At 45.5% G+C, this 26,571-nt stretch carries 21 protein-coding genes; 6 read left to right on the top strand and 15 right to left on the bottom strand.

The window, feature by feature from the left end:
* Window positions 1–5 precede the first annotated feature (5 nt).
* Window positions 6–890 (bottom strand): UTP--glucose-1-phosphate uridylyltransferase, encoded by an 885-nt coding sequence (locus AZI87_RS06400; protein ID WP_063205550.1) that lies wholly within the window; start codon window positions 888–890, stop codon window positions 6–8.
* Window positions 891–1,042: 152 nt separating this feature from the next.
* Here AZI87_RS06400 and AZI87_RS06395 point away from each other — a divergent pair, with 152 nt between their 5' ends.
* The gene (locus AZI87_RS06395; protein ID WP_253696517.1) at window positions 1,043–2,302 is read left to right on the top strand and encodes a hypothetical protein; all 1,260 of its coding nucleotides are present in this window, start codon (window positions 1,043–1,045) and stop codon (window positions 2,300–2,302) included.
* Here the strand turns inward: AZI87_RS06395 and AZI87_RS06390 are convergent.
* A complete protein-coding gene (locus AZI87_RS06390; RefSeq protein WP_063205548.1) occupies window positions 2,299–3,405 on the bottom strand; it encodes a M23 family metallopeptidase in 1,107 nt (368 codons plus the stop codon). The genes AZI87_RS06395 and AZI87_RS06390 overlap by 4 nt on opposite strands.
* On the opposite strand from AZI87_RS06390, the gene AZI87_RS06385 reads away from it, so the two are divergent.
* Together AZI87_RS06385 and AZI87_RS18345 are read left to right on the top strand one after the other, a co-directional pair.
* On the top strand, window positions 3,404–4,228 hold the full coding sequence (locus tag AZI87_RS06385; protein ID WP_063205547.1) for a hypothetical protein: 825 nt from the start codon (window positions 3,404–3,406) through the stop codon (window positions 4,226–4,228). The genes AZI87_RS06390 and AZI87_RS06385 overlap by 2 nt on opposite strands.
* 36 nt (window positions 4,229–4,264) lie before the next feature.
* A complete protein-coding gene (locus AZI87_RS18345; protein ID WP_291516163.1) occupies window positions 4,265–4,393 on the top strand; it encodes a hypothetical protein in 129 nt (42 codons plus the stop codon).
* A gap of 129 nt (window positions 4,394–4,522) precedes the next feature.
* Here the strand turns inward: AZI87_RS18345 and AZI87_RS06380 are convergent, their stop codons facing one another.
* From AZI87_RS06380 to AZI87_RS06345, 8 genes are all read right to left on the bottom strand, one after another.
* Window positions 4,523–5,905, bottom strand: a complete 1,383-nt coding sequence (locus tag AZI87_RS06380) for an energy transducer TonB (protein WP_063205546.1) — start codon at window positions 5,903–5,905, stop codon at window positions 4,523–4,525.
* A 150-nt stretch (window positions 5,906–6,055) separates the two neighbouring features.
* The gene (locus AZI87_RS06375; protein WP_063205545.1) at window positions 6,056–7,030 is read right to left on the bottom strand and encodes an SDR family oxidoreductase; all 975 of its coding nucleotides are present in this window, start codon (window positions 7,028–7,030) and stop codon (window positions 6,056–6,058) included.
* Between the two features lie 91 nt (window positions 7,031–7,121).
* Entirely contained in the window at window positions 7,122–7,775 is a 654-nt protein-coding gene (pdeM, locus tag AZI87_RS06370) for a ligase-associated DNA damage response endonuclease PdeM (RefSeq protein ID WP_063205544.1), read from the bottom strand.
* Window positions 7,744–10,185 (bottom strand): ligase-associated DNA damage response DEXH box helicase, encoded by a 2,442-nt coding sequence (locus AZI87_RS06365; protein WP_063205543.1) that lies wholly within the window; start codon window positions 10,183–10,185, stop codon window positions 7,744–7,746. Before AZI87_RS06365 ends, pdeM begins: the two co-directional genes overlap by 32 nt.
* Window positions 10,182–11,804, bottom strand: a complete 1,623-nt coding sequence (locus AZI87_RS06360) for an ATP-dependent DNA ligase (protein ID WP_063205542.1) — start codon at window positions 11,802–11,804, stop codon at window positions 10,182–10,184. The genes AZI87_RS06365 and AZI87_RS06360 overlap by 4 nt, the downstream gene beginning before the upstream one ends.
* Entirely contained in the window at window positions 11,801–12,793 is a 993-nt protein-coding gene (locus AZI87_RS06355) for a ligase-associated DNA damage response exonuclease (protein WP_063205541.1), read from the bottom strand. The genes AZI87_RS06360 and AZI87_RS06355 overlap by 4 nt, the downstream gene beginning before the upstream one ends.
* 66 nt (window positions 12,794–12,859) lie before the next feature.
* A complete protein-coding gene (nagZ, locus tag AZI87_RS06350; RefSeq protein WP_063205540.1) occupies window positions 12,860–13,975 on the bottom strand; it encodes a beta-N-acetylhexosaminidase in 1,116 nt (371 codons plus the stop codon).
* Between the two features lie 3 nt (window positions 13,976–13,978).
* Window positions 13,979–14,857 (bottom strand): hypothetical protein, encoded by an 879-nt coding sequence (locus AZI87_RS06345; protein ID WP_063205539.1) that lies wholly within the window; start codon window positions 14,855–14,857, stop codon window positions 13,979–13,981.
* Window positions 14,858–14,978: 121 nt separating this feature from the next.
* Between AZI87_RS06345 and AZI87_RS06340 the strand changes: the two genes are divergently transcribed.
* The 3 genes from AZI87_RS06340 to AZI87_RS06330 all read left to right on the top strand — a co-directional run bounded on the left by AZI87_RS06340 (window position 14,979) and on the right by AZI87_RS06330 (window position 19,895).
* Window positions 14,979–17,207, top strand: coding sequence for a Tad domain-containing protein (locus AZI87_RS06340; protein ID WP_063205538.1), 2,229 nt, complete (start codon window positions 14,979–14,981; stop codon window positions 17,205–17,207).
* Window positions 17,208–17,300: 93 nt separating this feature from the next.
* Complete coding sequence (locus AZI87_RS06335; RefSeq protein ID WP_063205537.1) at window positions 17,301–18,854, top strand: hypothetical protein; 1,554 nt, start codon at window positions 17,301–17,303, stop codon at window positions 18,852–18,854.
* A 9-nt stretch (window positions 18,855–18,863) separates the two neighbouring features.
* The gene (locus tag AZI87_RS06330; protein ID WP_063205536.1) at window positions 18,864–19,895 is read left to right on the top strand and encodes a hypothetical protein; all 1,032 of its coding nucleotides are present in this window, start codon (window positions 18,864–18,866) and stop codon (window positions 19,893–19,895) included.
* A gap of 53 nt (window positions 19,896–19,948) precedes the next feature.
* Here the strand turns inward: AZI87_RS06330 and AZI87_RS06325 are convergent, their stop codons facing one another.
* The 5 genes from AZI87_RS06325 to AZI87_RS06305 all read right to left on the bottom strand — a co-directional run bounded on the left by AZI87_RS06325 (window position 19,949) and on the right by AZI87_RS06305 (window position 26,567).
* The gene (locus AZI87_RS06325; protein ID WP_063205535.1) at window positions 19,949–20,953 is read right to left on the bottom strand and encodes a sugar phosphate nucleotidyltransferase; all 1,005 of its coding nucleotides are present in this window, start codon (window positions 20,951–20,953) and stop codon (window positions 19,949–19,951) included.
* The gene (locus tag AZI87_RS06320; RefSeq protein WP_253696514.1) at window positions 20,950–21,984 is read right to left on the bottom strand and encodes an aminoglycoside phosphotransferase family protein; all 1,035 of its coding nucleotides are present in this window, start codon (window positions 21,982–21,984) and stop codon (window positions 20,950–20,952) included. The genes AZI87_RS06325 and AZI87_RS06320 overlap by 4 nt, the downstream gene beginning before the upstream one ends.
* A gap of 32 nt (window positions 21,985–22,016) precedes the next feature.
* Window positions 22,017–22,886 (bottom strand): hypothetical protein, encoded by an 870-nt coding sequence (locus AZI87_RS06315; RefSeq protein ID WP_063205533.1) that lies wholly within the window; start codon window positions 22,884–22,886, stop codon window positions 22,017–22,019.
* A gap of 267 nt (window positions 22,887–23,153) precedes the next feature.
* Entirely contained in the window at window positions 23,154–24,710 is a 1,557-nt protein-coding gene (locus AZI87_RS06310; protein WP_063205532.1) for a sigma 54-interacting transcriptional regulator, read from the bottom strand.
* A 138-nt stretch (window positions 24,711–24,848) separates the two neighbouring features.
* Window positions 24,849–26,567: an ABC transporter ATP-binding protein gene (locus AZI87_RS06305; RefSeq protein WP_063205531.1), complete on the bottom strand. Its 1,719-nt coding sequence runs from the start codon at window positions 26,565–26,567 to the stop codon at window positions 24,849–24,851.
* Window positions 26,568–26,571: the final 4 nt, after the last annotated feature.

Raw genomic sequence — 26,571 nt, 5'->3', positions numbered from 1 at the left:
TGATCCTAATTCAATTTTTGCGCGAGTTGCAAAATATAGTGCTTCATCTCAGGCCCAAGCTCCGGGTTTTGTAAGGCAAGCTCAATATTTGCCTGAAGATAGCCCAGCTTATCACCTGCGTCGTAGCGTTCTGCTGTGAATGTCATGGCATTTAGGCCTTTGTCATTGCAAAGAACTTTCATGCTGTCAGTCAGCTGAATTTCGCCATTTAATGAAGGCTTCGCATTGTGAAGAATATCCATGATGTGATTATCAAAAACATAGCGACCCGGCAAAGCCCAGCGGCTTTTCGTTTCCGTTGGCTTGGGTTTTTCCATCAAAGAAGTGACGTGGAAATAACCTTTATTCGTATCTTCAACTTCGGCGATGCCGTACTTAGAAACATCTTTGTCCGAAACTTTCATGACTGAGATCGTCGATGTGCCAGTGTCTTCAAAAGATTTTACAAGCTGTGATGTTACGTTGGGCTGTCCGTGGAATCCCATTGTGATTTCATCACCCAGTAAGACGGCAAAAGGTTCTTTGCCGATAATGGGTAAGCCGCAGTGAACCGCGTGACCTAAACCCAGCGCATGCTTTTGACGAATGCTGATAATGTTTGCCTTGTCGCGGATTTTAATCACACGCTCAAGAAGTTTTTCTTTACCATCTTTGTGAAGTTTGTCTTCAAGTTCATAAGATGTGTCGAAGAAATCCTCGATCGCATACTTGTAGCGACCCGCGATCAGTACGATGTCTTCAATGCCTGCCTGCACAGCCTCTTCGACGACATATAAAATAATAGGAGCGTCTACGATAGTGAGCATCTCTTTGGGAACTGTTTTCGTTGCGGGAAGAAAACGTGTTCCAAGTCCGGCAGCAGGTATAATGGCTTTTTTAATTTTAGACATGCTTCATTGATCTCAAACGTTTCAATTTAAGACAAGTCTTAACGGGGCCCGGCTTCATTAAAACAATGTCCGTTTCAGAGTGAGAATCCTTGTTAATTTTAGTAAATCTGCCGAAAAGTTGTGTGATAGCCTTGTATTTGGGGGAGCAATCCATGAAAGTACGTTTTAATAAAACGGCGTGGCGTGCAGCAGGTGGCATTCTTGCCTCGTTTGTGCTCGTAGTGTCGTTTCAAAACTGCGGTAAAGCGGGCTTTGATGCAGATCTAGATAGCACTCTGGATTCTGGAATGTCAGATGCAGCTTTGGCTGCGAAGTATGGTGAATCCACAGCGGCGAAGGTTCAGGCAATTCCTTTTGCTTTCGAATCGACGATCGACACAATCACCTATAACTCCTGTGCTGATACGAGTTTACGCAATAATACGGCTTTTTCTTCCCTCAAGGTCGGTGCGTTTACTTCCGGCGGTATTAAAATTAAAGATGAGTTCTTTACTTACGCTGATCAAAACTTCAAACCAGTTTATCCAGAACCGACTTTAACTGAAAATCAATACAAAGAATACTTGGCCGATTCTCCGGCGAATAACGGTGCTGTAGCGAATATGGCAATCCGTGTGAAAAACAGTCTGACGGATGTTTACACAGCCACGAACAACGTTGTTTTGTGGACTGACATCGTTCCTCTAGTGGGAAACTTAACTGACAGTTTAGTGATGGATGCTTATGGCACGAAGGGTGTGACGGCGAATTACTTCCCATTCTCTCCAGAATCTCGTGTCATCGAAGCGTCTTTAAATTTCAACACGAGTGAGGAATTGGCAGAGGAGTATCGCAATATCTTCATGTCTTCGGGCGTGTTGGCTTTAACTTACATGGCTGATAATGCTGAAATTTATAAAGTGCGTGCAGCGACAGATGCTTATCCAGTAAAATCGGCTTACGGTAAGGGTTATTCATTGGCATTCGTGCCAGGCTCTTCAGCTGCGGGTGTTCATTCGGGAAATCCCAACCGCGTACTAGCTTCGGTTTTGGAAACAGATCTTTCAGGTTCCGGTGTTGGCGCTAAAAACTGGAATTGCAACCGTGCCTATCGCGTGGTTCGCAAGGAAGACCGTGCTTCTTATTGCCCAGAGCATACATTTGCAGACCTATCCAACAGTTCAATTCGTCAAGAACTAGCGGTTATGCGCCGTCATCTTCGCGCGGATCAATGGGATGTGAATGTCTCTTACCGTTGTGTAGTTCCTAAGGGAGCCACGTCTTGCTATAAAGAAGAAAACATGGCGGCTAAAGGTTTTGCGGAAGTTGAGTACGATACGACAAAAGAGTGCTTCAGAACAAACGGCACTTACAGTGGTGCTATTCCCAGCAGTAAGTGCATGCACTACGTAACTGTGTGTACGCGCGACTAGTTGCTAGCAACGCGTGCTTCTAACAACTGCTCCATTTGGGGCGGAAAAGGTTTAATGTATTTCACAGGGTCGACCATTCGACCCTTTTTCTTTACCGCGAAATGCAAATGCGCACGAGTGCAATATCCCGTGCAACCGACCTCACCAATGCGCTCTCCTGCTTTCACAGACAAACCACGACGAATGCGTTTATCAATGCGGTGAAGATGATTGTAAGCTGTCTCCATGCCATTCGAGTGCAGAAGAATAATAAAATTTCCTGCTGCGCGATTGTGACCATAGCGAACCACGATACCTTTGCGTGGCGCAAAGATTGGTTCACCTACCGGAAGTTCAAAATCAATTCCTAAGTGAGGTTGCAGACGTTTTGTGATTGGGTGCAGGCGATTGGGTTTAAAGCGGCTTGCGACTTTAATGTACTCAACGGGGGCATAAAAGGGGCGATCTTCCAAAAGATCCTGGGCATTAAAGAACACGCCTCCATCTTTATAACGAACAAACCTTTTTTGAACTGGAGAGCCGTCAATCTCTAGCGAAGTCTGCAGAACTTCTCCGTATTTTACAAACTGTCCAGCTTCGAACTTCTTTTCGACCGTGAACCAAAAGCGCGCACCGCGAGCGACGTCACGCGAACTTTCCATATCGAAAACATAGGCATCCATAAAGCGCGTTGCGACCCAATTGGAATTGATTTTCGCAAGAATACTTCCCAACAGCGAGCCGTAGACCCGACCATCAATACGAATTAAAGAAGTTTTATATTCTGGATTGTAGGGGAGGGCCGTCACCTTCTTGCCGGATTTTAGAATACGAAAGGCCTCCGACGTCTGGGAATCAAACATGCGCAGTTCTGTTTCCCCCGCTGTACGGCGCACTAAGTATTTCGTATCTAAAGTCAGAAAGAGGTGGCGTAGTCCTTTGTGTGAAGCAAGAACTTGCTCGCGCTCTTTTTCAGAAAATCCATTTTGACGAAGAATTGAAAGTAAGTTGTCGCCAAGACGAACAGGTTTTGCAGTAAATGTGTTGGCGGCAGCCTGGACCGATTGATAGGATGTGAATGCTAAAACGAACGCACTCACGATGCTTGCGAGGTGAAAAATCATGTTGCCCCATCCTTTGAGCTTAAAAAAACTTTCTGTTTTCTTGCTTGTCCAGCTTATCGCGAACCTGGCCGCAGCCCAAGTTTATAATTCATCAATTTCTGCAGCAACGGGAGGAACTGGACGTGCGACGGTAGAAGCAGGCGACTCCACCTTCTTGAATCCCGCATCCCAAGTGCATCTTAGAGGACATTACTTCTTTGCTTCGGGTGCCGAAGACGAATTTGCAATCACGTTAAGTGACAATACTGAAGAGAGCATGTTCCCAGCAACTTTAGGTTACGTGCAAAGAACGACTGACGTTGCACAAGGAGAACTGAAACAAAGTGATATCATGTTGTCGCTGGCGGAATTCATCGTCGACAAATGGGCTTTTGGAATTACTGGCCATTACATCGAACAAAAACTTCCGGACTCATCATACCGTCAACCCAACGCCGACATCGGTATCATGTACACTCCGAAGTCTTATATTGGTTGGGGTTTGGTCGTTTACAATGTGTTTGGTGAAAACAAAGACGCTCCAGAAAATATCCGCCAAAAAACTTCGGTGGGTGGAGGCTTTAACTATATCTATAAAGAAGCCATGAGGTTCCGCGTGGATGCGACCTCAGAGTCTGTTTTCGGCGCCGGCCTTGAGACTTACGTGAACCGCTTTCTAATTACCCGCATCGGTTATTCCAACGATACCGACGATGAACGAGAGCTTTTAACGGCCGGATTTGGCTTTAAAGGCCCTAGATTCGCTTTAAGCTATGCTTATCAAGGAAATCAGAAATTCTCGGGAGATTATCGCCATTCGGTTGACTTGGAGATTCCGTTTTGATAATTAACTCGTTCCGTTAAAAACGCAGGAGATACCATGGCTTCTAAAACAAAACGTACTGAGTACATTCGCGAAAAGAAAAAAACGACAAGCGGCAAAAAGCGTAAAGCTTCTGTTCGCACTAAAGGTACGACAAAATCAGCTAAAGCTCTTTTCAAAGACTAGTTGCTTAGTTATTTCAAGTAGTTAGATTTAAGCCCTGCGGGAACTCCAAAGGGCTTTTCGTTTTTCTGTCGACTGCGGAAAAGAAAAAGGGCCCATTGAAGGCCCTTTTTTCGTTCTAAGAATTAAATCTTATCTGCGGCTCACGCTTCGACGAAGCAGACCACCGTCTTCCTGAACTCCACCTTTAAGGTCCCAGCGGAATGGAAGCTCCACCCAACCTTCTTGGCCGGGATAAAAGCGCCACTTTTTCAGTGCCGCCAAGGTTTTTGAATCCAGGTTTCTGAATCCTGTCGATTTCAACATTTTGAATTGAGACACATAACCTTGCTTATTGATATAAGCGACGAAAGCAATTTCACCTTGGTCGCCGCGACGACGTTCTTCACGATCGTATTGCGGTCTTGGGTTGCCTGGCATTTGACGAAGTTGATCAAGGCTGCGAACGCCTGAGGGCATTCCTGAAAGTTGGGTCCCAGGCCCTTTTGAGCCAGAGTTTCCGGCACCTTCGCCATCTTTCATTCCAAGACCATTGCCGTTACCGCCAAGGCCGCCTTTTTTAGCGGCTGCTTCGCGAGCCGCGGCCTGTCTTGCTGAGGCAGCTGCGGCGGCCGCTCTTTCTGCGGCAAGTGCTGAAGCGATAGACTTAGCGTTTCGTTCACGCAAAGAACTCTGAGCCGCTGCCAAGCGATCGGCTTCTTCTTGGTTTGCATCCGCTAAAGCATTTAGATCTTCATCTTGTTCAGCGGCGAGGGCCGCTGCCATAGCCTCCATAGAGCGCTTTTCACCTTCAATAGCGGATCTTTGCGAACGATCGATGTTTTCAAAATCGTCGTTGAAGTCTTCGTTTAAGTTTGAAGCCACAGCGGCTTTCGAAAGTTCTCCCTGATCTAATTCAGGAGCTTCAATATCATCAATTGTCATTGGAACGGCTTTGAATGTCGTCTTAGGGGCGATACTGCGTGCGGCTTTTCCTGCCACCGCCTGTGATGAAGCTTTGGGAGCTTTCGCAGGTAAAGCCTTGGCAACAGATTTAGCAGCGGCTTTTGCTTTCGTTTTCGTCGGCGCTGAAGGTTTTGCAACGACGATATCACCGGGGCTGCCAGCCTCTTCCATTTTCTCCACGAGGGGAGTGCTTTGATCCACGGGAGTTCCGCCTTGAGTTGGAGGAACGCGAGCTCCACGAGGAGCTTTCATAATAGGAGCGGGAACGTCTTCAATTTCAATCGTGATCGTCTCTGTTTTTGCAGTCTCAACCAGTGGCACTGTCATCACGGCGATAGCTAAGATCGCGGCGGCGTGAACAGCGGCAGATAAAGTCACGAACTTTGGTGTCTTGCTAACCTCAGGTTCTTTGTGCGCCATCATCCACATATCGAAATCAACAGCGGTGTTTTCACTACGAGATTGTTTCGGAGTTTCGTTTGTGAAATCGGCCTTCGGCATTTGAAAGTCAAAAAGACTTAGCTGATCATCAGCTTTATTTGACTTATCATTATCAAAGTTAAAACCCATAAAAACTCCTGTCCTATCAAGGAGTGCACTATCAATTCCTAGGCCACCCCAGAACTATCCAGGGCCACCTGGGACAGAAAGATCAGGAATATTTTTCAGGGCTGTACGGGCGATTGTCAGGCCCTCGGCAAAGAGAGCCTGACATCCTAGTTAGTGATGAGAAGGACGAGGATCCGAGACGTGTGGTTTCTTCATTTCATCCTTCGCTTTGATTTTCTTTTTATGATGGCCTTGGATTTCGCCTTCTTGGACAGGAGCAGCGAAAAGACCTTCGTTCTCAACTCGATGAGGGACGCTGGTACCTTGAGATTGATCTTCAAACGCGGATTTTTCCATCATCTTGTCCGCCATTTCTGGGGCCAGAAACTCCATGATAGCTCTCATCTTAGAAGGAGCTCCTACCCAGGCGTCTCTTTCTGGTTTTTCGCAACATTTTAGAATGGCTTCCGCCGCATAGTCAGGGTGATAGACAGGATCAGGGAGTGAAGGTTCGCCGGATTTTAAGTGATTGATTGCATGATCAGGGAAGGGTGTGTCTATCGCTGTAGGTCTCACCAAGCAAACATGTATCGGTAATTCTTCATGCTCAAGTTCCATGCGAAGTGCATCAGTGTAAGCCTTTACAGCGTGTTTGCTGGCGGAATACATTCCCTGCAGAGGAATGGCTCTGGCAGACACCTCGCTCCCGATATTGATAAGAACTCCGCCTTTTTCTTTGAGTGCTTCCACTGCCACATGGCATCCGTGACGGACCCCCCAAAAGTTCATCTCAAAAAGCTCACGCTCTTCTCGTTCGGGTATCTCTAAGATCGGACCATAAATGGAACCGCCGGCATTGTTAATCCAGGTGTCGATAGAGCCAAATGCCATCTTAGTCTGCTCGCAAAGCTCTTCAAGCTCTTCTATTTTTCTGACGTCAGCTTTAACACCGATCACATTGTAGCCCTGCTCTTGCAAGCGTCGGCAGATCTTTTCTAAGTCATCTGTGTTGCGCGATGATAGTGCGACGCGAGCACCACGCTTTGCTGCCATTTCTGCAGTAGCAAGCCCGATACCGCTGGTTGCACCAGTAATGACGATAGTTTGTTGTTCGATTGGTTTTGGTTTGAAATCTTTGAGTTTCATGAAACACCCCCTCATCTCTCGAGAATACTCCTTTAAAAAAGTGAGAGATCGGATGATGAAGAATCTTACCGACAAGCAATGCGGATTCTTTCTAAGGTCTGGTCCGTACTTCAAAAATTTCATTTTCAGCGACGGCAAAAACTTGATCTGTTCTTTTAGGACGAATGACATAACCGCCCGTAAGACTTCCAAACGCTGGAAGCGTCAGACAATCTTTTTCGAGATGAAAACACGGAAGTTTCATTCTTAAAGGTCCTTCGTGAATAGAGACTAACGGATGAGTATGCCCTTGAATCTGAAAGAAAGGCGAGCTGCGATACTTGTGTCCGTGGGTGAAAAGAAACGGCGGATATTCCAAATCTTGGCTGACCATGTGGAACGGGAAATCCTGTAATAGCTCGAAGGCGTTTCTTTCGTGGTTCCCCAGAAGCAGAGTCCAATGAACGTTGCTGTGCCTGTGGAAAAACCTGTGCAGATCGCGGAAGACGAGTTCGCTGATGCTGTGTTGAGTGTGAATCCAATCACCGAGGATGACGACTTTTTCAATATGATGCCTTTCAATCAGAAAGCTCATTTTGTCTAAATCTTCGCGGTGGGCTCCCGATGGCAATGGAACTCCGGCATGTTGATAGCTTTCCGCTTTCCCAATATGGATATCTGAAAGACCTAACAATCTTTCTTTATGCCAATGAAAAGCTTTTTCTGGAAGAAGTTCAATTTCTTCGCTCGCGAGTTGAATCTTCATTTTTCTTTTCCCAGGATTTTTTTAGTCGGGCGATTTTCGATTCAAGACTTTCATTAGACAATTTACCGATGGCCAGATTTTCAACAATAAGAGGAAAGGCCAAAGGTGAAGGTGAGTCTAAACGCACCCATTCTGTCTTCATGGTTTGCAATCGGCGCAAAGTTTTTTTGATTCGACTGCTTTCTAAAGAATTCGAAAGCACCTCGTCCAGACTTTGCTTTATTAGTAAATTGTTGGGTTCATGCTTTTTAAACACGTCATATAGGAGTGAGGAGCTTATCTGCAATTGTCTTCCAGTCTTTGGAGATCCGGGAAATCCGGTGAAAACCAGCCCCGCAATCTGAGCGATTTCGCGGAATTGGCGCTGTGAAAGTTGTCCAATCTGCAAAGACTGACCTATTTCTTCAATCAGTTGATCTTCGCTGTAGAAATCATCGTCGAATAAGTCTTGAAATCCGTAATTAACGGGGCCGACGATCTCGAATCCATAGTCGTTCACTGAAAAAGAAAAGGTCGTGGGTTTTCTTTGAGCGAATCTATATCCCCAAAGTTGCGCCAGTCCTTCGTGCACGGATTTTCCCTCGAAAGGATAGACGAAAAGATGTTCTCCTTCTTTAGAATGCCAATTCTCTATCAGAAAAGTATTTTCGTCGGGAAGTATAGACAGCTCTTTTTGAGTTCCTAATAAAGGCCGAAGGAGCTTATCAAGTCCTGGATGCTTCATGGTGAGAACTTCACGAAGAGCTTGCCCTAGTGTTTCTGAAATAGGAAAGCGGCCGCCGTCCCACGAAGGAATCACATTTGTAGTGGCTTTGCTGGCCTTTACGTAAGCCGTCATGTCTTTGAGTAAAACGAACTCGAGTTTCTTGCCGGCGAATTGAAAAACGTCGCCTTTTTTGAGCTTAGAAATAAAATTTTCTTCGACGGAGCCAATACGGGATCTGTTCGTATAAGACACGTGAACGGATTCTCTAGAGACAATAGTGCCAATACTCATCCGATGGTGGCTGGCGACACGAGAATTTGCAGGTCGATATTTACCGGTCTCTTCGTCATACGTGAGTTTGTGAAATTGCGGGTAGGACTGCAGTGTTTCCCCGCCTTTAGTTAAAAACTGGCGGCACCAGTTCAGTTCTTCGGGTGTGATGTCTGAAAAAGAATAGGTCTCTTTCAGTGACAGCCACAGTTCATCTAAGCGCAGTCCCGGTCCGCAGGCCAACGTCATCATGTGCTGCAATAGCACGTCGATGGGTTTCTTTAAGGGTCGTCGGGGTTCGATGCGCTTGTCTTTTAAGGCTTTCTTTACGGCTTCTAACTCTAAAATTTCCCAAGAGTTTGTAGGTACAAATAGCAACCGGCTTTTACCACCCGGGCGATGGGCGGAACGACCTGCCCTTTGAATCATGCGCGCGACCATCTTTGGACTTCCGATTTGTACAACACGTTCGACAGGTTGAAAGTCGACACCTAAATCCAATGAAGAAGTGCAGATCACCCATTTAAGAAGACCTTCTTTGATTCCCTCTTCCACGGCCTCGCGCTCTTCTCTTTCTAAAGAGCTGTGATGCAAAGCCATGAGGGGTTCCATCTCGGGTTTCATCGAAAGAATTGTTTCGAACCATTTTTCTGCTTGTGAACGCGTGTTCGTGAAAATCAAAGTCGAGACATCGGGATCAAGTTCTTCTAAAAGAGATTCTTTCAGGCTTAAACCTAAGTGTCCGGCCCAGGGAAAGCGGTCGATTTTTTTCGGAAGAAGCGTATCCAAATCCAAATTTCGGTCCGAGCCTCCCGAAATTATCACCGGCTCTTGCGCGCGACCGACGGCAACTTGAGCGGCTTCATTAAGGTTTGAGATCGAAGCCGACATCGCCCAGGTTTGAACCTCGGGGTTGAGACTTCTTAGATAAGAAAGAGACAGCTCAATAAGACTGCCTCGTTTACTGGACATCAACTCATGCCACTCATCGAGAATAACGACTTCAATGTTTTTTAGAATGTCTTCGGCATCTAACTGTGAAGTGAGTACGGCTAAGGATTCTGGGGTCGTCAGCATTAAGTCGGCGGGTTCCTTTAATTGCTTTTTCTTTGCCGACAAAGCCGTATCTCCGGTTCGGGAAGCGATTTTAAGCGGCCATTTTTCCTGTTGAATGGGTTCTAACAGAGCAAGCTCCAAATCGCGCGTGAGGGCGCGAAGGGGAGTGATGTAGAGAGCCTTTAAGCCTTTGCGCGGTTTATTCAGAAACTTTGCAAAAGGGCCCATAGTGGCGGCATAAGTTTTTCCGGAACCAGTGGGAATGTGTAACAGGCCCGATTCGCCTCTTAGGAAGGCTTCCCAAGCTTGAACCTGAAACGGAAAAGGCTTCCATTTGCGGTTCTTGAAAAAATCATGGATGGGCTTTAACTCCTTCATGATTTCCCTGCGGCGTCTAAAAGTTCTCGCGCTGTTTTTAAAGTGTCGGCGTCATCGGGCTTCTTATCTTTACGCCATCTCAAGATCCGGGGGAAGCGCACCGCCAGTCCCGATTTGTGTCTTGTGGATTCTGATATACCTTCGAAAGCGATTTCAAAAACATGAAATGGCTGAACCGATCTAACAGGTCCGAATTTTTCAACGGTGTTACGGCGAATCCAATTATCAAGCTCATCAATCTCAGTCTGGTCTAATCCAGAATAGGCTTTTGCAAACGGTGTAAGCTCGTGTTGTTCATTCCAGAGTGCGAAAGTATAGTCCGTGTAAAGATTGGATCTGCGGCCTGTGCCGGCCTGGGCATAAAGCAACACGGCATCTAAAGTTAATGGCTCCACTTTGTACTTCCACCAGTTACCCGTTTTTCGTCCGACCGTGTAGGCGCCATTCCAGTGCTTAATCATCAATCCTTCGGCATCATTTTCTCTCGCATTAGCGCGCAACTGATCTAATGCTGCAACGTTTTCTGCGTGCAGAATTGAGGAAATGCGAATATTCGGATGCTTAATTTTCGCTAAGGCCTTTTTAATAAACTCTTTTCTTTCACGTAAGGAACGATTTCTAAGATCGACACCTTCATATTCAAGACAGTCATAGACAATATAGCCCGCCGGTTTTTCTTTCAGAAGAGCGGCGCTCACCTTCTTTCGTCCCAATCTTTTTTGTAGGTCTTGAAAGGGTCTAATGCGACCTTCTGCAAAAACTAGGATCTCTCCATCTAAGACGGTTCCCGGTTCAAGCTTTTGTAATTCCGAAGCGACTTCGGGAAAAGTGTGAGTAATTTGCTCTTCACCCCGCGACCAGATCCAGAGCTTGTCTTCGCGGCGAATGACTTGAGCTCGAATCCCGTCATATTTCCATTCTAAACACCAGTCCTCCGAGTTGAAGGAGCTTTCGCTGCGATCGCTCCAAGCATGGGCTAGGCAAAATGGATAAGGCTGAGAAAAGTTGAGCTCTGTTGGTTCTGCAGAGATTAGCTGCTCAAAAGTTTCTTTACCGGGTTTAATATCTCCGGTCAGTCGGTGCGCCACTTGATCAGTGGGAAGAGAGTATACTTCCGCGATGGACCTAATCACGAGTTTATCACTCACTCCCACCCGGAAGGCGCCTGTTATAAGTTTATTGAGAATAAAGACCTCTTGGTAAGTCAGGTCTTTCCACCATTCCAGAAGCTTTTCGGTTTGTGCGGGATCGTCTTTCAGTGAGGCTAAATTGGGAATTTCCTTTTCAAGCCACTTCGTGAGTGATTTCTGTTTGGAAGAAGATTCTTCTCGGCAGAGGTTGAGTGAGTGCGCAAGCAAACTCAATGTTTCTGCGGTATCACCCACGTGATGATAACTTTCATCGTACAGCCATTCTGGATACTTCGTGGCCTCTAAAAATAATTTTCTTAAATCCCGCGATGTAAGAATGCGTTTCGATATTTTTCCGGTAAGAACTAAAATTGCCCACATTGCATCGTCTGCTTTGGCTCTTTCGAAGTACTTTTTAAGAGCAGAGACTTTTTCATTAGTCGATGTCGTGGAATCCAATTCATCGTAAAGTTGTGCGAAGGCTCTCATGAAGCCTCCTCTTCGGCGGTGAACTGTGTCTCAAAGAAGCGAACACTTTTGCCTTGCTCTTCTAGGAAGCGGGCAAGGACGTCGGTTCTTCCATGAGTCAAAAAAATATCTGAGGCTCCTGTTTCTTGGATGGTCTGATTGAGCTCGTTCCAATCCGCGTGATCAGAAAGTGCAAAACCCTTTTCATAACCCTTCCTTCTGCGCGTTCCCCGAACTTGCATCCATCCGGATAGAAAAGCTGTTTGTGGCTCTTTAAATCTTTTCATCCATGGAGAACGGTGTGCTGAAGGGGGAGCAATGATAAGATCACCCTTAAAGTTATATCCTTTTTCCTTGGACATAACGGACACGGTCGGAAGCATTTCAATCCCTGCATCGCGATAGATTTGTGTAAGGCCTTCCACCGCTCCATGAAGATAAACGGGTTGATCGGTGAATCTTTTAAGTTCTGCCAGAATTCTTTGCGCTTTTCCTAAGGCATAGCAGAAAATTAAGGTCGGTCTATCCAGATCCGATTGCCACCAATCGAAGATTTTTTTTGCTGTGACCTCGCCTTGATCCCATTTATAAACCGGCAAGGCAAATGTTGCTTCAGAAATAAAAGTGTCACATTGTTGAACCTCAAAAGCGTCGCAAGATGGATCCGGCGTTCTTTTGTAATCACCTGATGCGACCCAAACCTGATCTTTGTATTCTATACGCACTTGAGACGAGCCCAGAATGTGTCCCGCAGGATGGAAACTCACCCAAACAGAACCCATCCGAAATTTTTCTCCCCACTTCTTACCTTCGACGTGCAGGCCTTCGCCCAATCTTGATTTGAGCAATGCCAAACCTCGTTCGGGAGCATAATAGATTTTGGATCCCCAGCGGGCATGATCGGAATGTGCGTGCGTAATCAGCGCATGGCGAACAGGGCGCCACGGGTCTATATAGAACTCGCCTAAATCACAATAAAGTCCCTCGGGTGTTACGCGAATAAGATCCATTTATTAAGCGTAACACCGCGAAAGAAAACGTCCTATGAAAGGACGCCTGTGTTTTGGCAGCGATAACTATTCGGGAAGAAGTCCGTCGGGAACTTGACCATTTGCAATGGCTTTCGCAATTTTTAGATGGTCTGGGTGTCCTACGATATTCACCACTTCGTTAAGTGGCAAAGGCTCGGGATTAGGAATTTTTGTTTTTTTCAAATCCATGATGCGGCGATAGCTGTCTTCAAGACGTTCTTTGGATAAAGAACCCTGAGCTGTTGCCTCCAATACTGCTTCGTAGGCTTGTGGAGGAACTTCAGGATCGTTACAGTAAAGAAGTAAGTCGACACCGGCTTTGAGCGCGCGCACTGGAACCTCTGTAATTCCATAGTGCTTCGTCATCGCCTTCATTCCTAAGTCATCAGTGACGATCAATCCTTTGTAGCGGCATTCATCACGAATGATTTTTTGAATAAAAGTTTCAGACAACGTCACCGGCCAATCAGGATCAATTTTTGGGAACTTAATATGTGAAGTCATCACCATATCTACGCGAGCTTTAAAACTTTTTCTGAAAGGAATAAGTTCACAAGCTTCAAGTCTTTCAAGATCCAAGTTTTCAACGGGAAGATCTTCATGACTATCCACAATCGTGTTGCCGTGACCAGGAAAGTGTTTTGCGCAAGTGATGATTTCAGATTTGATATAACCCCGCACCAAGGCGGAAGCATGTTTTGCGACCAATTCAGGATCACTTCCGATCGAGCGGTCTCCGATGACAGTGTTTGCTTGGTTCGTAAAGATGTCTACGCAAGGGGCAAAATCTAAATTAATACCGACAGCCTTCATTTCTTGACCCATGCGGTTTGCGAAATGAAAAGATACGGTAGGCGCATCAAGATCACCTAGTTTACGAAGGGGAGGCCAAACTGTGAAAGGAGACTTAAGACGATGAACTCGCCCACCTTCCATATCAATACCGATGAATAGCGGTGCTTTTTCAGTTTGTTGGTGGCGAAGAGATTGAATTTCAGCACAGAGTTCGCGAACTTGTTTGGGTTCGGCCACATTTCGGCCGAATAGACAGACACCGCCGATATTGTTCTCTACGATAAACTTTTTTTCTTCTGCAGTCAGAGCATGTCCGGAGATTCCAATAAAAAAGTGCTGACCAATGATATGACTGATGCTGCTCATGAACTAGTTTCCTTTATTTTCCGCTTTCTCGGGCTGAGCCTTAATAATAATTCCTTGTCCCTGAGGAACACCCATTTGTTTGGAAGGAGCCGGCGCATTTGCTTCGGCTTCCTTGAGCTTCAAGGATCTATAAACTACATTAGCTTGACCTATAGGTACATTGCCAAACAAAGTTTTTAGTAATGTCGCGCTGTAAGGAAGATTTGCGGTAGCCTCCGAAGGACTGGCGACTAATTCAGTAGTGATCCCTTGTCCCATGGCGTTCGTTCCTAGAACTTCGCCACGGTCGTTGACGTAGCTTAGAAACTTCATGTCTTTAAACGTATTAAGAATCTTAAAGACCTTAAACCCGTTGAAAGTTTCTTCTTTGCCAACTAAGGCTTGTCCTTTCGTGATGGCACCATCTTCTTCCGCAATCGCCTGATATTCGTAGTTTGTTTCAGAGCGAAGCCCTTCTTTACTTTTTAACATCAGATAAACCAGGAACGTGGAAAGAAAAGTTCCTTTAGGGATCTTTTTCTCAATTCTTTGAGTTTTTCCTCCTGAAAGAATCACGCCGCTCATTGTGCCGTTTTTAAATTTGGCATCAATAGTCTTGCTTTCTTTGCCAGCAAGATTTGTGTACTCGTAAGAAACAGGTGCCAGTTCCGAATCCGCTACGGCCTTCAAACTTTCAGTCACTTCCGTCGGGCCTTTGCCTGTTTTTAAGAAATAAGTGGATATGAAGTGCTTCTTTTTAGCGTCGAACTCATAACGGCTGATCACATATCCAATATGCTGATCGTTCGAAAGAATTTTCGAGTAACCTTCAAACAGAATTTCTGCTCGTGCCGACAAAGACAACATGGACACGGCAACAGCAAGGAGAATGGATCGGACCATCGTCGAGTTCCCTCCATAGAACTATGTCCAAAAGTCTGTCATCTCACTATAGAACAAGTCAAAGTTTTAGAGGTCGAGTTATTGCTTCGAGACGCCGACTAAGAGACAATGTTTAAACACAATGTTGAACAGACGAAGCACTTTTAATCAGAATCTAAAAAACCGTAAAGGTCAGGTCGCACTTTTCGTCGCGTTGATCTTTCAAATTCTGTTTTTGTTTTTCGCAATGGTCATCAACGTGGGTCTTTTAGTTCATCACAAAATCAATCTGCAAAACTCTGTGGATTTAGCGGCTTACTACGCGGCCTCGAGACAAGCAGAGAATATGAATGCGATCGCGCACATGAATTATCAAATTCGTCAAAGCTGGAAACTTTTGGCTTGGCGCTATCGTATGTTGGGAAGTGCGGGGGAGTGGAATTATCACCCTTACGATAAAACAACCCGACAGCTAAAATCCGGAATGCTTGATGATATTGTTAATACGACGAACTCTATTGCTCAAAATTATCAAATAGCTCCTGCTTTTTGCATTACCTATATTCCTTTTAAACCGATGCCGCCTGGAGAGAATACATGTCGTAATATGGCCACGGGAAGAGCCACAAGACTTTGGGACGCCCCTGGAGTCATTGCGTTTCACCAGGCGTTTTCAAGGCAAATCGACAGGGCCAGTGACGTTCTAAAAAGAAATGCGATCGAGCGTTGTAAGTATTTCGGCTCGTACAACTATTTGATGCTCGCAAAATTCGTGGTTGGCTACAACCTGGATCAAAATAACCGCATGGAAGCCATCAAACATCTTTCCAGAGCCACGAGTGGTACGAAGTCAGATTTCTACGACATTGACGGTCAAAGTGTGAAGACCGGAGTTGAAAAAACCTTAGCCAATAATCTAACGGCGGCGAATCGTTCTACTGTTCGTATGGACATGTTCAATTCTTTAGGAACTGGCGATTGTAATGCTGAGGGCTTGGCAGACGGTGCTCCAGCGAAATGGCTCACGCCTATTCGCATTTACCCTGGCTTTCGCTATATTGATACACAGTGTGGGAATAATAATGCGATTAACATTATAGCGAAAGAGCACTCTAATAACCCGTATAGTTTCCCACATCACAAAAGTGAAACTGAAATGAGTTCCTCCATCGATAAGATGGCCCAGTGGATTGGCTACCGAACTGACTTGAATGATAATTTCAACTTTTCTATTGGTGTGGAAAAAAATCCTTGGTGTATGGCTTACACTGGGGTGTCTGCAACCACACAACCCAAGATTCCTTTTTCTCCACTAGGTGCGATTACGCTTAAAGCGCGCGCTTTCTATAAACCTTTCGGTGGGCGAGTTGGTCCGTGGTATTATAAAAATTGGAATCGGGGCTCACGTTGGTCTGAAGGTAATCCCAATGACAAAACTGATCCAAACATGGCTCCTCGTGTGACGGACACCTCCGCACTTTCAACTATCAGTGAAAGTGCCGAAGGCACCGAAAATCGAGCTGCGAACTACAGTCGTTTTATTGGTGATAAATTTGGTCTCAAAACTTATAAGATGCTTGGCTACTACGGTAAAGCTATCTACGAATTGGATTCGGGATGGAGAAACGGTACGGCGCCAAGTGATGATTCCAGTGGTAACTCACCTTACGAAGGAGTAGACGCTCCGAACTTTGCACACTGGGATGACCTCCCCTTTGATTTTATCAATCGAGGCGGCTCCGGCGATGTCATGGCATTTGATAGAGCGGCAAATCGCCCGTCACCAATGCGGATCTTAGAGATGGCGGCGATTCTGCCTGATACTTTCGATACGGCTTACTATTCGATCGAGCCCGATTTTTATCACAACTATTTTCTTCGCTTAAAGAATGGGTTCTTTGCAGGGCCAGGATCTGCATTCACCAGCAATCAAGATCTGCGTCCTGACCTTGGCTATCGCAGAGGGTACCGACAAGGCGCTTACGACTACGAAAAATTTGGCGTCAAAGATCAGTTTCAAGTTATCAACGATCCAGGGGATCTCGTAAACACGAAAGGCTTAGTGAAAGAGCAGTTTACATTTACTTTGAGTGACTGGAAGCATCTTCTCACATCATGGGCTCCCGTCGGCTTGAACAACTATTCGTTAGATACAAATAAGTTTGGAAAATGCACCGATCTTCCTAAAGGCGCTGATAACAATGCTCCCAATCCTCCAACTCCAGGAAACTGTGTGATGGGTGGAACTACGGGATACGCCGTTAAGATGGTGTCGTCAGATTATCTTCGCTCTGCTGATTTGAAATTGGGTGGAGAAGCTTCTGGCGCGGGCCCGCTGTTGAATCCTCCTCCTCCAGACGACGAATTCTAAATAAATTTATCTAGAGCGTCTCATTCTGATACGCCAAGAAAATACTCAAGAACGGTAGACCTTTGTCCGAAAAGTGAGACATAGGGGAATCTCATGAAAAGTCTATTTATCACCTATATATTATTGGGCTCGATGAGTCTCTATACTCCTCATTCTTTTGCCAATGATGGTGCTCCGAAAAGTCCTCCCACAGAAGCAAGTGCAGGTGGCGGCGGTGGTGACCCTTGCGCTGATACCGATGATGATAAAGCAAATGCGGCACCGGCTGGATCTGGGGTCACCTCAGGTGGTGTTACAGGTTCAACTCCGGATAAAGACTTAGCAGGTAAAGGAAAAAAAGAAACCTGCAATCAGATGAAAAGTATGATGGAGAACCTGAATGCCAATATTCAGGGTTACAAGCAGGGCGGCCTCGTTAATGATCAATATGAGCAAATTAAAAAGGGTTTTGAGCAGTACACGGGATGGAGACAATCCTGTTTAAACAATCACTCTCGTGCTTCAACCGTATGCCTTGAAGAATACAGTCCTGATCTTGCATCTACCGCATCTAATATTAACATTCTGCTTTCAACTTTAGGTGGGATGGCAGTTAACGATGCTTGTAGTGGTTTTGCTAAAGCCATGGATATCGCAAAAGCGGGTTTAACTGCTTATACATCTGCTTGTGGTGTGATGAAAGCGGGTTGCGGTGTTTCGTGTGTAAAAGCCCGTTCAGGCTTAGAGGATATGCAAAAGTATGCGGCGGCTGCAGAAAAAAGTGCGCAGTGTGCGCCAAATCCTAACCCTGGACAAACTCAATTATGTGAGTCGTATAAAGCCTCTTATCATAATGACCTAAAAAATATCATGCAATATGTGAAACAAGAGCAAGAGAAGGGTGACAAACGCTCGATCTCTGGAAAAGTCAGTCTTTGCACTGGCAAGTACGCTCAGCTTTTAGCTTCAGCAGGAGCGGGTATTATGTCTCTTGCAAATTCAATGAAGCAAGGTCAGAAGTGTGACGAAGATACAAGTGGTAGCACAAATCCAACCACAACAGCATCCACTGAAGAAAAATGTAAAGTCGCTGCCAATGCAAATTTGCCAGAGTGTATTTGTTTGGCAAATCCTAGAACTCCGGGCTGTTCTAACAACTATGAAAAACCAGGTGAAAGTTCTGTCGTTGGTGGCGTAGGAACAGGTTCGACTGATAAATCAAATATCTCAGGTGACCGCAGTGTTGCCGGTCTTGGCGGCGGAAGCATTCCAGGGCTTGATTCACCAACAGGTGGAGCAAGCGGTAGCGGCGGTGACAGTGGTGGTATGCCCGGCGCACCTTCAGGCGGTGGCGCAGGTTTAGGTGGCGGCGGTGGTATCAGTGCCAGCGGCGACAAACCTTCTGAAGCTGCAGCAAAAGGTCTTGATGCAAATATTCTTGGCGGCACCGGTGGTGGCGGCGGAGGCGGTGGCTTCGGCAGCTTCGGTGGTGGCAGCGGAGATAAATATCGCGCCTATCTTCCAGGTGGGGCGAAAGATCCAAGCAAAGGCGTTGCCGGTCAACAGCAAGCTTGGAAAAACGAAGTGACGGGCCAGGGTGGTAAATCCAACTGGGAAAAAGTCAAAGAGCGCTACCGTGATAATAAAAACACTCTGTTGAATAACTAGGGGGCACGAATGACTAAAACATTCTTAAAATACATCTGTGCACTAAGTGTCGGGCTCTCTTCGAATGTGGCATTCGGGGGTGCAGCAACTGTAACTCCGTCGGCAGCAACACAAAAGGGACCAGGAACGGGAACTAAAACCGGCTCTGGAGCATCGAACGGTATTGAAACAACGGGTGGCGGGCAGCCCTCCGTCAATGATTCTGCCGATAAAACAAAGGATTCAAATAGCGATGGTAAGGCCATGTCCTTCCTCACAGGCGGGATGTTTATCGCGATGGGAACTGCGGATATTTCTGCGGGATATAGCTCTTCTCCAGTGGGTTGGGGCCTAGTCGCAAAAGGTGTGATGGAAGTGATGTTGGGCCTTCTTTCTATGAAGCAAGGGGGAGCCCACGGTAAGTCATCAAATATGGCAGGCTTAACCGGTTTTGATACTGATGGTCTCGGAGATCTAAATACTGGCGGTGGAACTTACGATCCAAGTGATCTAGGTGAAACTGCTAAAGACCCACACACCGCTGCAGTTGCAAATAACATCAAGAAACTTGAAAGCATGGGCGTCTTAGATGCTAAAAAAGGAACTGCGACCGTAAACGGAAAGACGTACAAACTTTCTGACTTCGCTTCCAAAGAATCAATGGCGGCCGCGGGGATTCCTCCAGGCGCGATTGATGGTTTGATGTCGCTCGCAGGAGCCATCGAGAAAAAAGCCGCAGAAAAAATGGAAAAACTAAAACTTGGTTCAAAGACAGCAGCGAACGGGTTTGAAGAAGGCGGCGGCGGAGGTATCTCTGGTTCCGGTCCTTCAGATTCTACAGACGACAGCACGGCTGGTGGTGCTTACGCGAGTAATGATGGTGCAGGCCGGGGTGCTTTAGATCGTGATCCATCAAGCCTTGCAGGTATGCAGAAAAATTATAACGGTGAACCGATCGGTGTCGCTGCTGACAGTATCTTCTTGATGATGACTCGAAGATATAAAGTGAAAGAAAGCCAAGAGTCTTTCTTCACGGATGCGGAATTGGCACTGCAAAAGTAATTAAAAAATCGAAAATAGAAAACGGTGCTCTGAACAAGCACCGTTTTTTTATTTTAAATACTTTCCAGCAACAAAGTATTTGCGATCTGAGTTCCCGCGCTGACCTGAACACCATCCCCTACAATCACGTTCTCTAACTGGCAACCCGAAGCGACGGAACTTCCACTGCCAATACAGAAGAGACCTTGAATCTTTGAAGAGATATCAATCTTTGCACCTTCAGAAATGACTCTTTGTCCGCCAAATTCAGAAGTCACATGAACCGGTTTTGGAGCATAGTCTTGAATGTTTGCGGTTAACGCCTTTTTCTGAAAAGAATCTTCTGCCGCCGCCAAATAGGAAAAACATTTTCGGCTGGCTTCCAGAAAGTCCCCGGGATTTCCGGTTTCAAACCAACTGCATTGAAACGGAAAGGCTTTGACGACGTGACCCTTTTGAATAGCGACGGTCAAAGCATCATAAAGAATGTTGGATTCACCCTCTAATGGAATAAACGAAAATACTTCTTCAGAAAGAATTTGAACACCTACAAAGTGCCAAGCCTTCACGCTTCCCGGAATAGGTTGTTTTCCAAAACCTAACACGTTGTTGTTAGCATCTGTCCAGACGCCACCAAACTGTGTTCCAACCCCTGGATGGTCCATCACCATCAATGTCGCGATGGCTTTCGATTGTGTATGCAAAGAAATGGCTTTATTAAGAACGGCCGAATCTTGAGGAAGAATCACTTCATCCGCATTCATCATAATAAAGTCGCCGCCGCCTTTGAAGTGATCGCGAGCTTTACCCAATCCGCCACCACTGCCAAGAATGGCTCCGACTTCGTTCGAAAAATGCAGGCTTTCTGCTTTGTGTGGAAGTCTGTGGAAAAGTTCGTGGATTTTCTTTGGCAGGTGGTAAGTATTCACCACGAGCTTATTAATACTAATTTCTCGTAGGAAACCCAACGAGTGAGCCGCCAAGGGAATGGTCAAAAACGGAATCGCGGGCTTGGGCAAAATAGTGGTATAGGGACGAAGACGGGTGCCTTCGCCAGCCGCGAGCAACATCACGTTCATAGTGATTCGTACTTTCTTTCTAAGGCGCCAGAATCAATCAAAACATCCGCAAATGTTTTGTACTCTGGGAACTCATTGATAGCTTTTATCACGCGACGAAGTGTCCCCGAAAGATATTTCAAGTAACGACGGTCTTGGCGCAAGTGGAAGAAGCTAGCGAAACTTCCGCAAGCTTTGAAGCAACGCTGAATCGATTGAAGTTCATAGATGCGATCAAAATGTTCGCGCGAAAAATCTTTTGGCAGATACTGCTTCGATTGATCCAAGTAGTAATTAATTAGCTTATTCGCCATGTCGTCATTCATATCGACATAAGAATCGCGCATCAGGCTGACAAGGTCATACTGAATCGGACCTAGGCGTGCATCTTGGAAATCAATCACGCTCATTTGATCCAGCTTAATCATCAGGTTGCGAGAATGGTAATCGCGATGAGCAATGCGTTTAGGCTCTTTATCCAAGCGGGTGCAGACATCTAAAAAGATGTCAGAGATTTCTTTTTGCAGCTTTTCGTTGAATGAAAACTTCAGAACACCATGGATAAGGTTGTCCTTACCATAGTTCATTTCCCACAAGAACTTTTCAGTATTGAATTCGATTTTAAAAGCCGTGCAGTCCGATTTATTCAAAGTGGCTGGGTGATGAATCTTTACGATCTCATCAACGGCCATCTGATAAAAATCCATCGAAGCTTCTTGATGCTGGCTTTCCCAGAACTTTCTTTCCAAAGTCAAATCACCGAGGTCTTCCAGAAGAACCAACCCCTCTTCCGGGGACATGGAAACCACCTGGGGTACGTGAACTCCGTTTTTAGCAAAGTGATTTAAAACGCTTAAGAACGGATAGTTGTCGGGCTGAAAAGGTTCCCAGCGCATCAGAACCCATGATTGATTGTCCAAGACCACGCGGTAATAGCGACGGTTGGAAGCATCTCCAGCTAAAGAGAAGACTTTATAGGAATCGCTTTGCAGCGAGCGAGAAAGAAATGGAACTAAGTATTCATCATGAGTGACCATAAGAAAAATTCTCACAGACACTCAGATGATTATCAAGAACTAAACTTTTAGGCGTCGATCGTGGAATCTTTCATAAAAAAGAGTTCCAGGACTTCCTTAAGACCCTGAGTCGTCAGAGGAGCACGGTCCACTTCAAAACAGTTCACAGAAAGTTCATCGACAAGATCTGAGGCCAAATCAGAGCGAGTCAGCTCGTCCAAACTTACAGCGGAACTCGTAATTATTAGAGGCTCTTCTGAAGAGCGCTCTTCGGCGATGTAATCCATCAAGAGTTCTTGTTCAGCCGCATTTAGCTTCTCAACATTCTCCACAAAGATTGTCATCGCACCCATTTTCGCAATGTCTTGCGCAGAGTGCAGCTGCCCCTTGATATCGTTGAAAGGAACAAAGGCCCAGCGGCCCGTGATTTCGTGAAGTTGAAGAGCGACTTTCTTATTGGTGTTTTCAGAACGACCTTCAAGATGGATAAGCTGAGAAATCAGTTCCGTAGCTAGACCTTCGTTGAGGTCCAATTCAGTATCACTTAAGATTTCATCAATAGATGGTAAAGGATCTTCGCCAAACAAAGCCACGTTATCCAAAGTCAGGTTGGCTTTGCTCAGCTCTAAAAGATTCGACTCTTTTTGATCGAGGTACCATTTGTACATGGCTGGCTCTAAAACCATACGCACTAATTGCGCCACCCCTTGGCGTTTTTCTGCGTTGAGATCATCGGCGGAAGGAACAACGGCCGTTCCTAAGATAGATCCGTTCACACGAATCGGAATGTGAAGATCACGCCCCCGCGTGAACACATCTTCCGCACTAAGCTCTGCCAGATCCATCAACTGACGAACCTGTAAACCCTTCCCATAGCGGCTGGCGAGAATTTGCTTCAATCGATTTACGAATGAGCTATCCAATGTTGAGTTCTGCATACCCACGTACCCCTTACACTCAAAACCCATTAATACAAGACTAGTGCCAAGTTTTGGCGCTTAGGTGATTTACCCGTAATTTCATGGACTTAAGCTATAAAGCTGATTAAAAAAATGGCGGCAAAAAGAGGTCTTAAAACCCGCTAAGTTTCGATCATACCAGTAAAATATTTAGGGTGGGTGCGGGGAGTGTCACTGTTGTTTCAGAAAAGAAAAAGGGCTCTGTTTTTAGTAGAGCCCTTTTTGATTCATTTAGAATTTCAAGAATTAGCGAGCAAGCTTACGTTTATCAAGACCGTATTTTTCAACTTTCATGATAAGACCCGCGCGGCTGATACCCAATTCTTTGGCAAGTTTGGATTTATTCCAACCTGTGCGGCGAAGACCTTCACGGATCATTTCGCGCTCTAGATCTTCCAACGCATCCTTCAATTTACCTTGCAGACGAGAACCTTGAACTTTGTTCTTTTCGCCAGCTTCCAAAACTTTTGGAGAAAGCAATTCTGCCATCAATTTTGTTTCGTCGCCGGAAAGAACACAAAGTCTTTCGATTTCATTTTGCAATTCACGCACGTTACCTGGCCATGGATAATCATACAATTTTTCCAAAGCACGTTTCGTGATCTGACGTTTTGGTCCACCTTGTTGATCGTGGATCTTACCCAAGAAGAAGTCCACTAGGAATGGAATGTCTTCTTTTCTTTCACGAAGAGGCGGAACGCGGATGTTGATAACGTTCAAGCGATAGTACAAGTCTTCACGGAAAGTGCCTTGTTCAACCATCTCTTTTAAGTTACGGTTTGTCGCCGCAACGATACGCACGTCGACTTTTCTTTGTTCAGTCGCACCCACCGGAGTGAATGTACCTTCTTGCAATACGCGAAGAAGCTTCACTTGCATTTGTGGAGACGTATCACCGATCTCGTCCAGGAAGAATGTTCCTTTGTCAGCCATCTCGAAAAGACCTTTTTTATCTTTAAGAGCGCCCGTGAACGATCCTTTAACGTGACCGAAAAGTTCGGATTCTAAAAGGTTGTCATTGAATGCAGAACAGTTTTGGATGATGAAAGGTTTGTCTTTGCGGTTTGAGTTGTAGTGGATTGATTTTGCAATCAACTCTTTACCCGTACCGTTTTCACCTTGTACTAGCACTGTAGAATCTGCGCCTTTGATTTTATCCAAAAGAGCATACAGTGATTGCATTGGTTTCGATTTACCAATCATGTTGTCGTATTTAAAGCGATTGCCAAGTTCTTTATTCAATTCTTTGATGCGATCTTCACGAGAAGAAATCTCTAAGTGAAGAGTCACGATCTCTTGAGCCACCAGTTCACAGAGCTCGCTGAAGTGTGCGCGTTCTTGATCGTCCAAGAATTTCAATTTGCCCAAACATTTTTCGATAACTTCGCCGGACAAGCCGAAAGCCGCTAAGCGGTCACGAATCTCAGACAAACGAGCCGTGTAGTTAGAGTCGCGGAAGAAGCCCATCGCAACAACCGTACCTACACAGTCATTGTCGATCATGATCGGGAATACACCCGTGTCGAAACCCACCATGTCCCACTTGCGAAGGCTGTAGCGATTTTGTGAAGTGCGAAGATCATCCAAAGATTTTGTTACTAGCTCAGCAATGCTAGCTTGACCCGCTTCTTTCTTAACAAGAGCTGTGATAGCAGGATTGTTGAAAGTGACTTTATCAGAGTCATAACCTTTCAAAGCACCGCGCTCGTCAGTGAAGACAACGTCAATGTTCCACCATGCGCTGAGAATCTGTTTGAGCTTGTTGATCACATGTATATGTTCAAACTCATCCCAATTAATCATAAATCCGTTCCTTTCAGTTCAGTGACGAAAAAAGTGTCAAATCTTTTATCGTCAAGAAAGTAGACGAACTTTAGGTGGGACTGTCTAAAATGAGTGCGAATCTGGCAAAAGGCCAGATTGCGTGTCTCAGAGTGAGATTTAGGTGTGTTGAAGGCTGTGAAAACGGAAGTATTCGCCCTGCTGGCCTAGAAGATGAGTATGATTTCCAACTTCGACGATCTCACCGTTCTTCAAAACGACGATCTTGTCAGCTTTTTGGATAGTCGATAGACGGTGAGCGATCACAAGGGCTGTACGGCCTTCCATCAAATGATCTAAACCTTTTTGCACTTCGATCTCGCTTGCAGTGTCTAGAGCACTGGTAGCTTCATCCAAGATCAGCAACGGAGCATCTTTAAACATGGCACGAGCAATACTAATACGCTGCTTTTCGCCGCCAGAAAGAAGGTTGCCTCGATCGCCAACACGGCTTTCATAACCTTGAGGCATCTTCATAATGAAGTCGTGGGCGTTAGCCAATTTTGCCATCGCTAGAACATCGGCGCGGTTTCTATTGTAATCACCCGCCCAGATATTCTTTTCGATCGTGTCACTGAATAGAAATACATCTTGAGTGACAAGGGCCACGTTACGACGCAAGTCTTTTAGGTTCAAATCCAAGATATTAATATCGTCGATCAGAATTTCACCTGAAGTCGCATCAAAGAAGCGTTCAAGCAAGTTCACGATCGTGGATTTACCGCTTCCGCTAGCGCCAACCAGAGCGACAACTTCACCGCGATTGATCTCAAGATTGATGTTCTTAAGAATCATATCTTTACCGTAAGAGAAGCTGACATTGCGGTAAGTGATTTTTTTCCAGTTCTTCGGAAAAGGCTTATTCAACGGGCTTTGTGGAACTTCAGAAGGATCTTCGATAATAGAGAAGATACGCTGTACAGAGATTGTAACCTCTTGAATACGAACGTAAGCCTCTTGCACACGCTTGATCGGCTGATTGATCATCAACAATGAAGTTAAGAATCCGATGAATGTACCCGGCGTTGCTCTTCCTGCGGCTACTTCAAAGCTTGTGTAAAGCAGAACGCTTAAAAGAATAATCGTCGCGATAAATTCAGTTGCTGGACCCGCAGCTTCCTGGCGTTTGTAAATAGTCTTGCGAATGTCCAAGTACTTATTGGAATCATCGATAAGGCGTTTGGCCATATCTTTTTCAAGGTTGAAAGATTGAATGATGCGAACTCCATCCAAGCTTTCCTTGATTGTCGAAGTCATATATTCCAAAGCGTCTCTTTCCTGTGGAATATATTTTCTCATACTGCGAGAGATCGATTTCAAAATCGCCGCAATGAAAGGGACCGCTATCATCGTTCCCAACGTCAGCTTCCAGTCGATGCGGAAAAGATTCGTAATAAGTGCGATCAATAAAAGAGGATGCAAGAAGATATCGGCAACAACACGCAAGCCATCCTGAATAGTGCGGATGTCATTCAATATACGGCTGATCAAGCCACCAGAACCAGCATGATAGTTATTATGGAAAGATAGATTTAAGCTCATGAATTTTTGCTGAAGCTTTTGACGGATGTTTTGCACCACGCACTCAGCAACGTAATTCATAAGGTAAATATGATAGTAACGACCCACGGCCATGACTAAGGCAAGTCCCAACGCTAGGGGAACTAAGTTCATGATCTCATCATGTTTTGAGCCAGAAAGAGCATCGAACAAAGACTTTGTGAGGAAGGCAAACTTAGCAGCCGCTAATGCGTACGCAATCCCTGTGATGGCCACGATGGCGATTGTTTTTTTGTACGGTTTCAGCTCGGCAACTAACTTCTTAATCTCAGGTAACATCTTA

Origin of the sequence: Bdellovibrio bacteriovorus (genome assembly GCF_001592745.1) — a bacterium.
Taxonomy (GTDB): Bacteria; Bdellovibrionota; Bdellovibrionia; order Bdellovibrionales; family Bdellovibrionaceae; genus Bdellovibrio; species Bdellovibrio bacteriovorus_B.
Note: the sequence above shows the minus strand (reverse complement) of the source record. Positions and strands in the feature narration are given on the sequence as shown.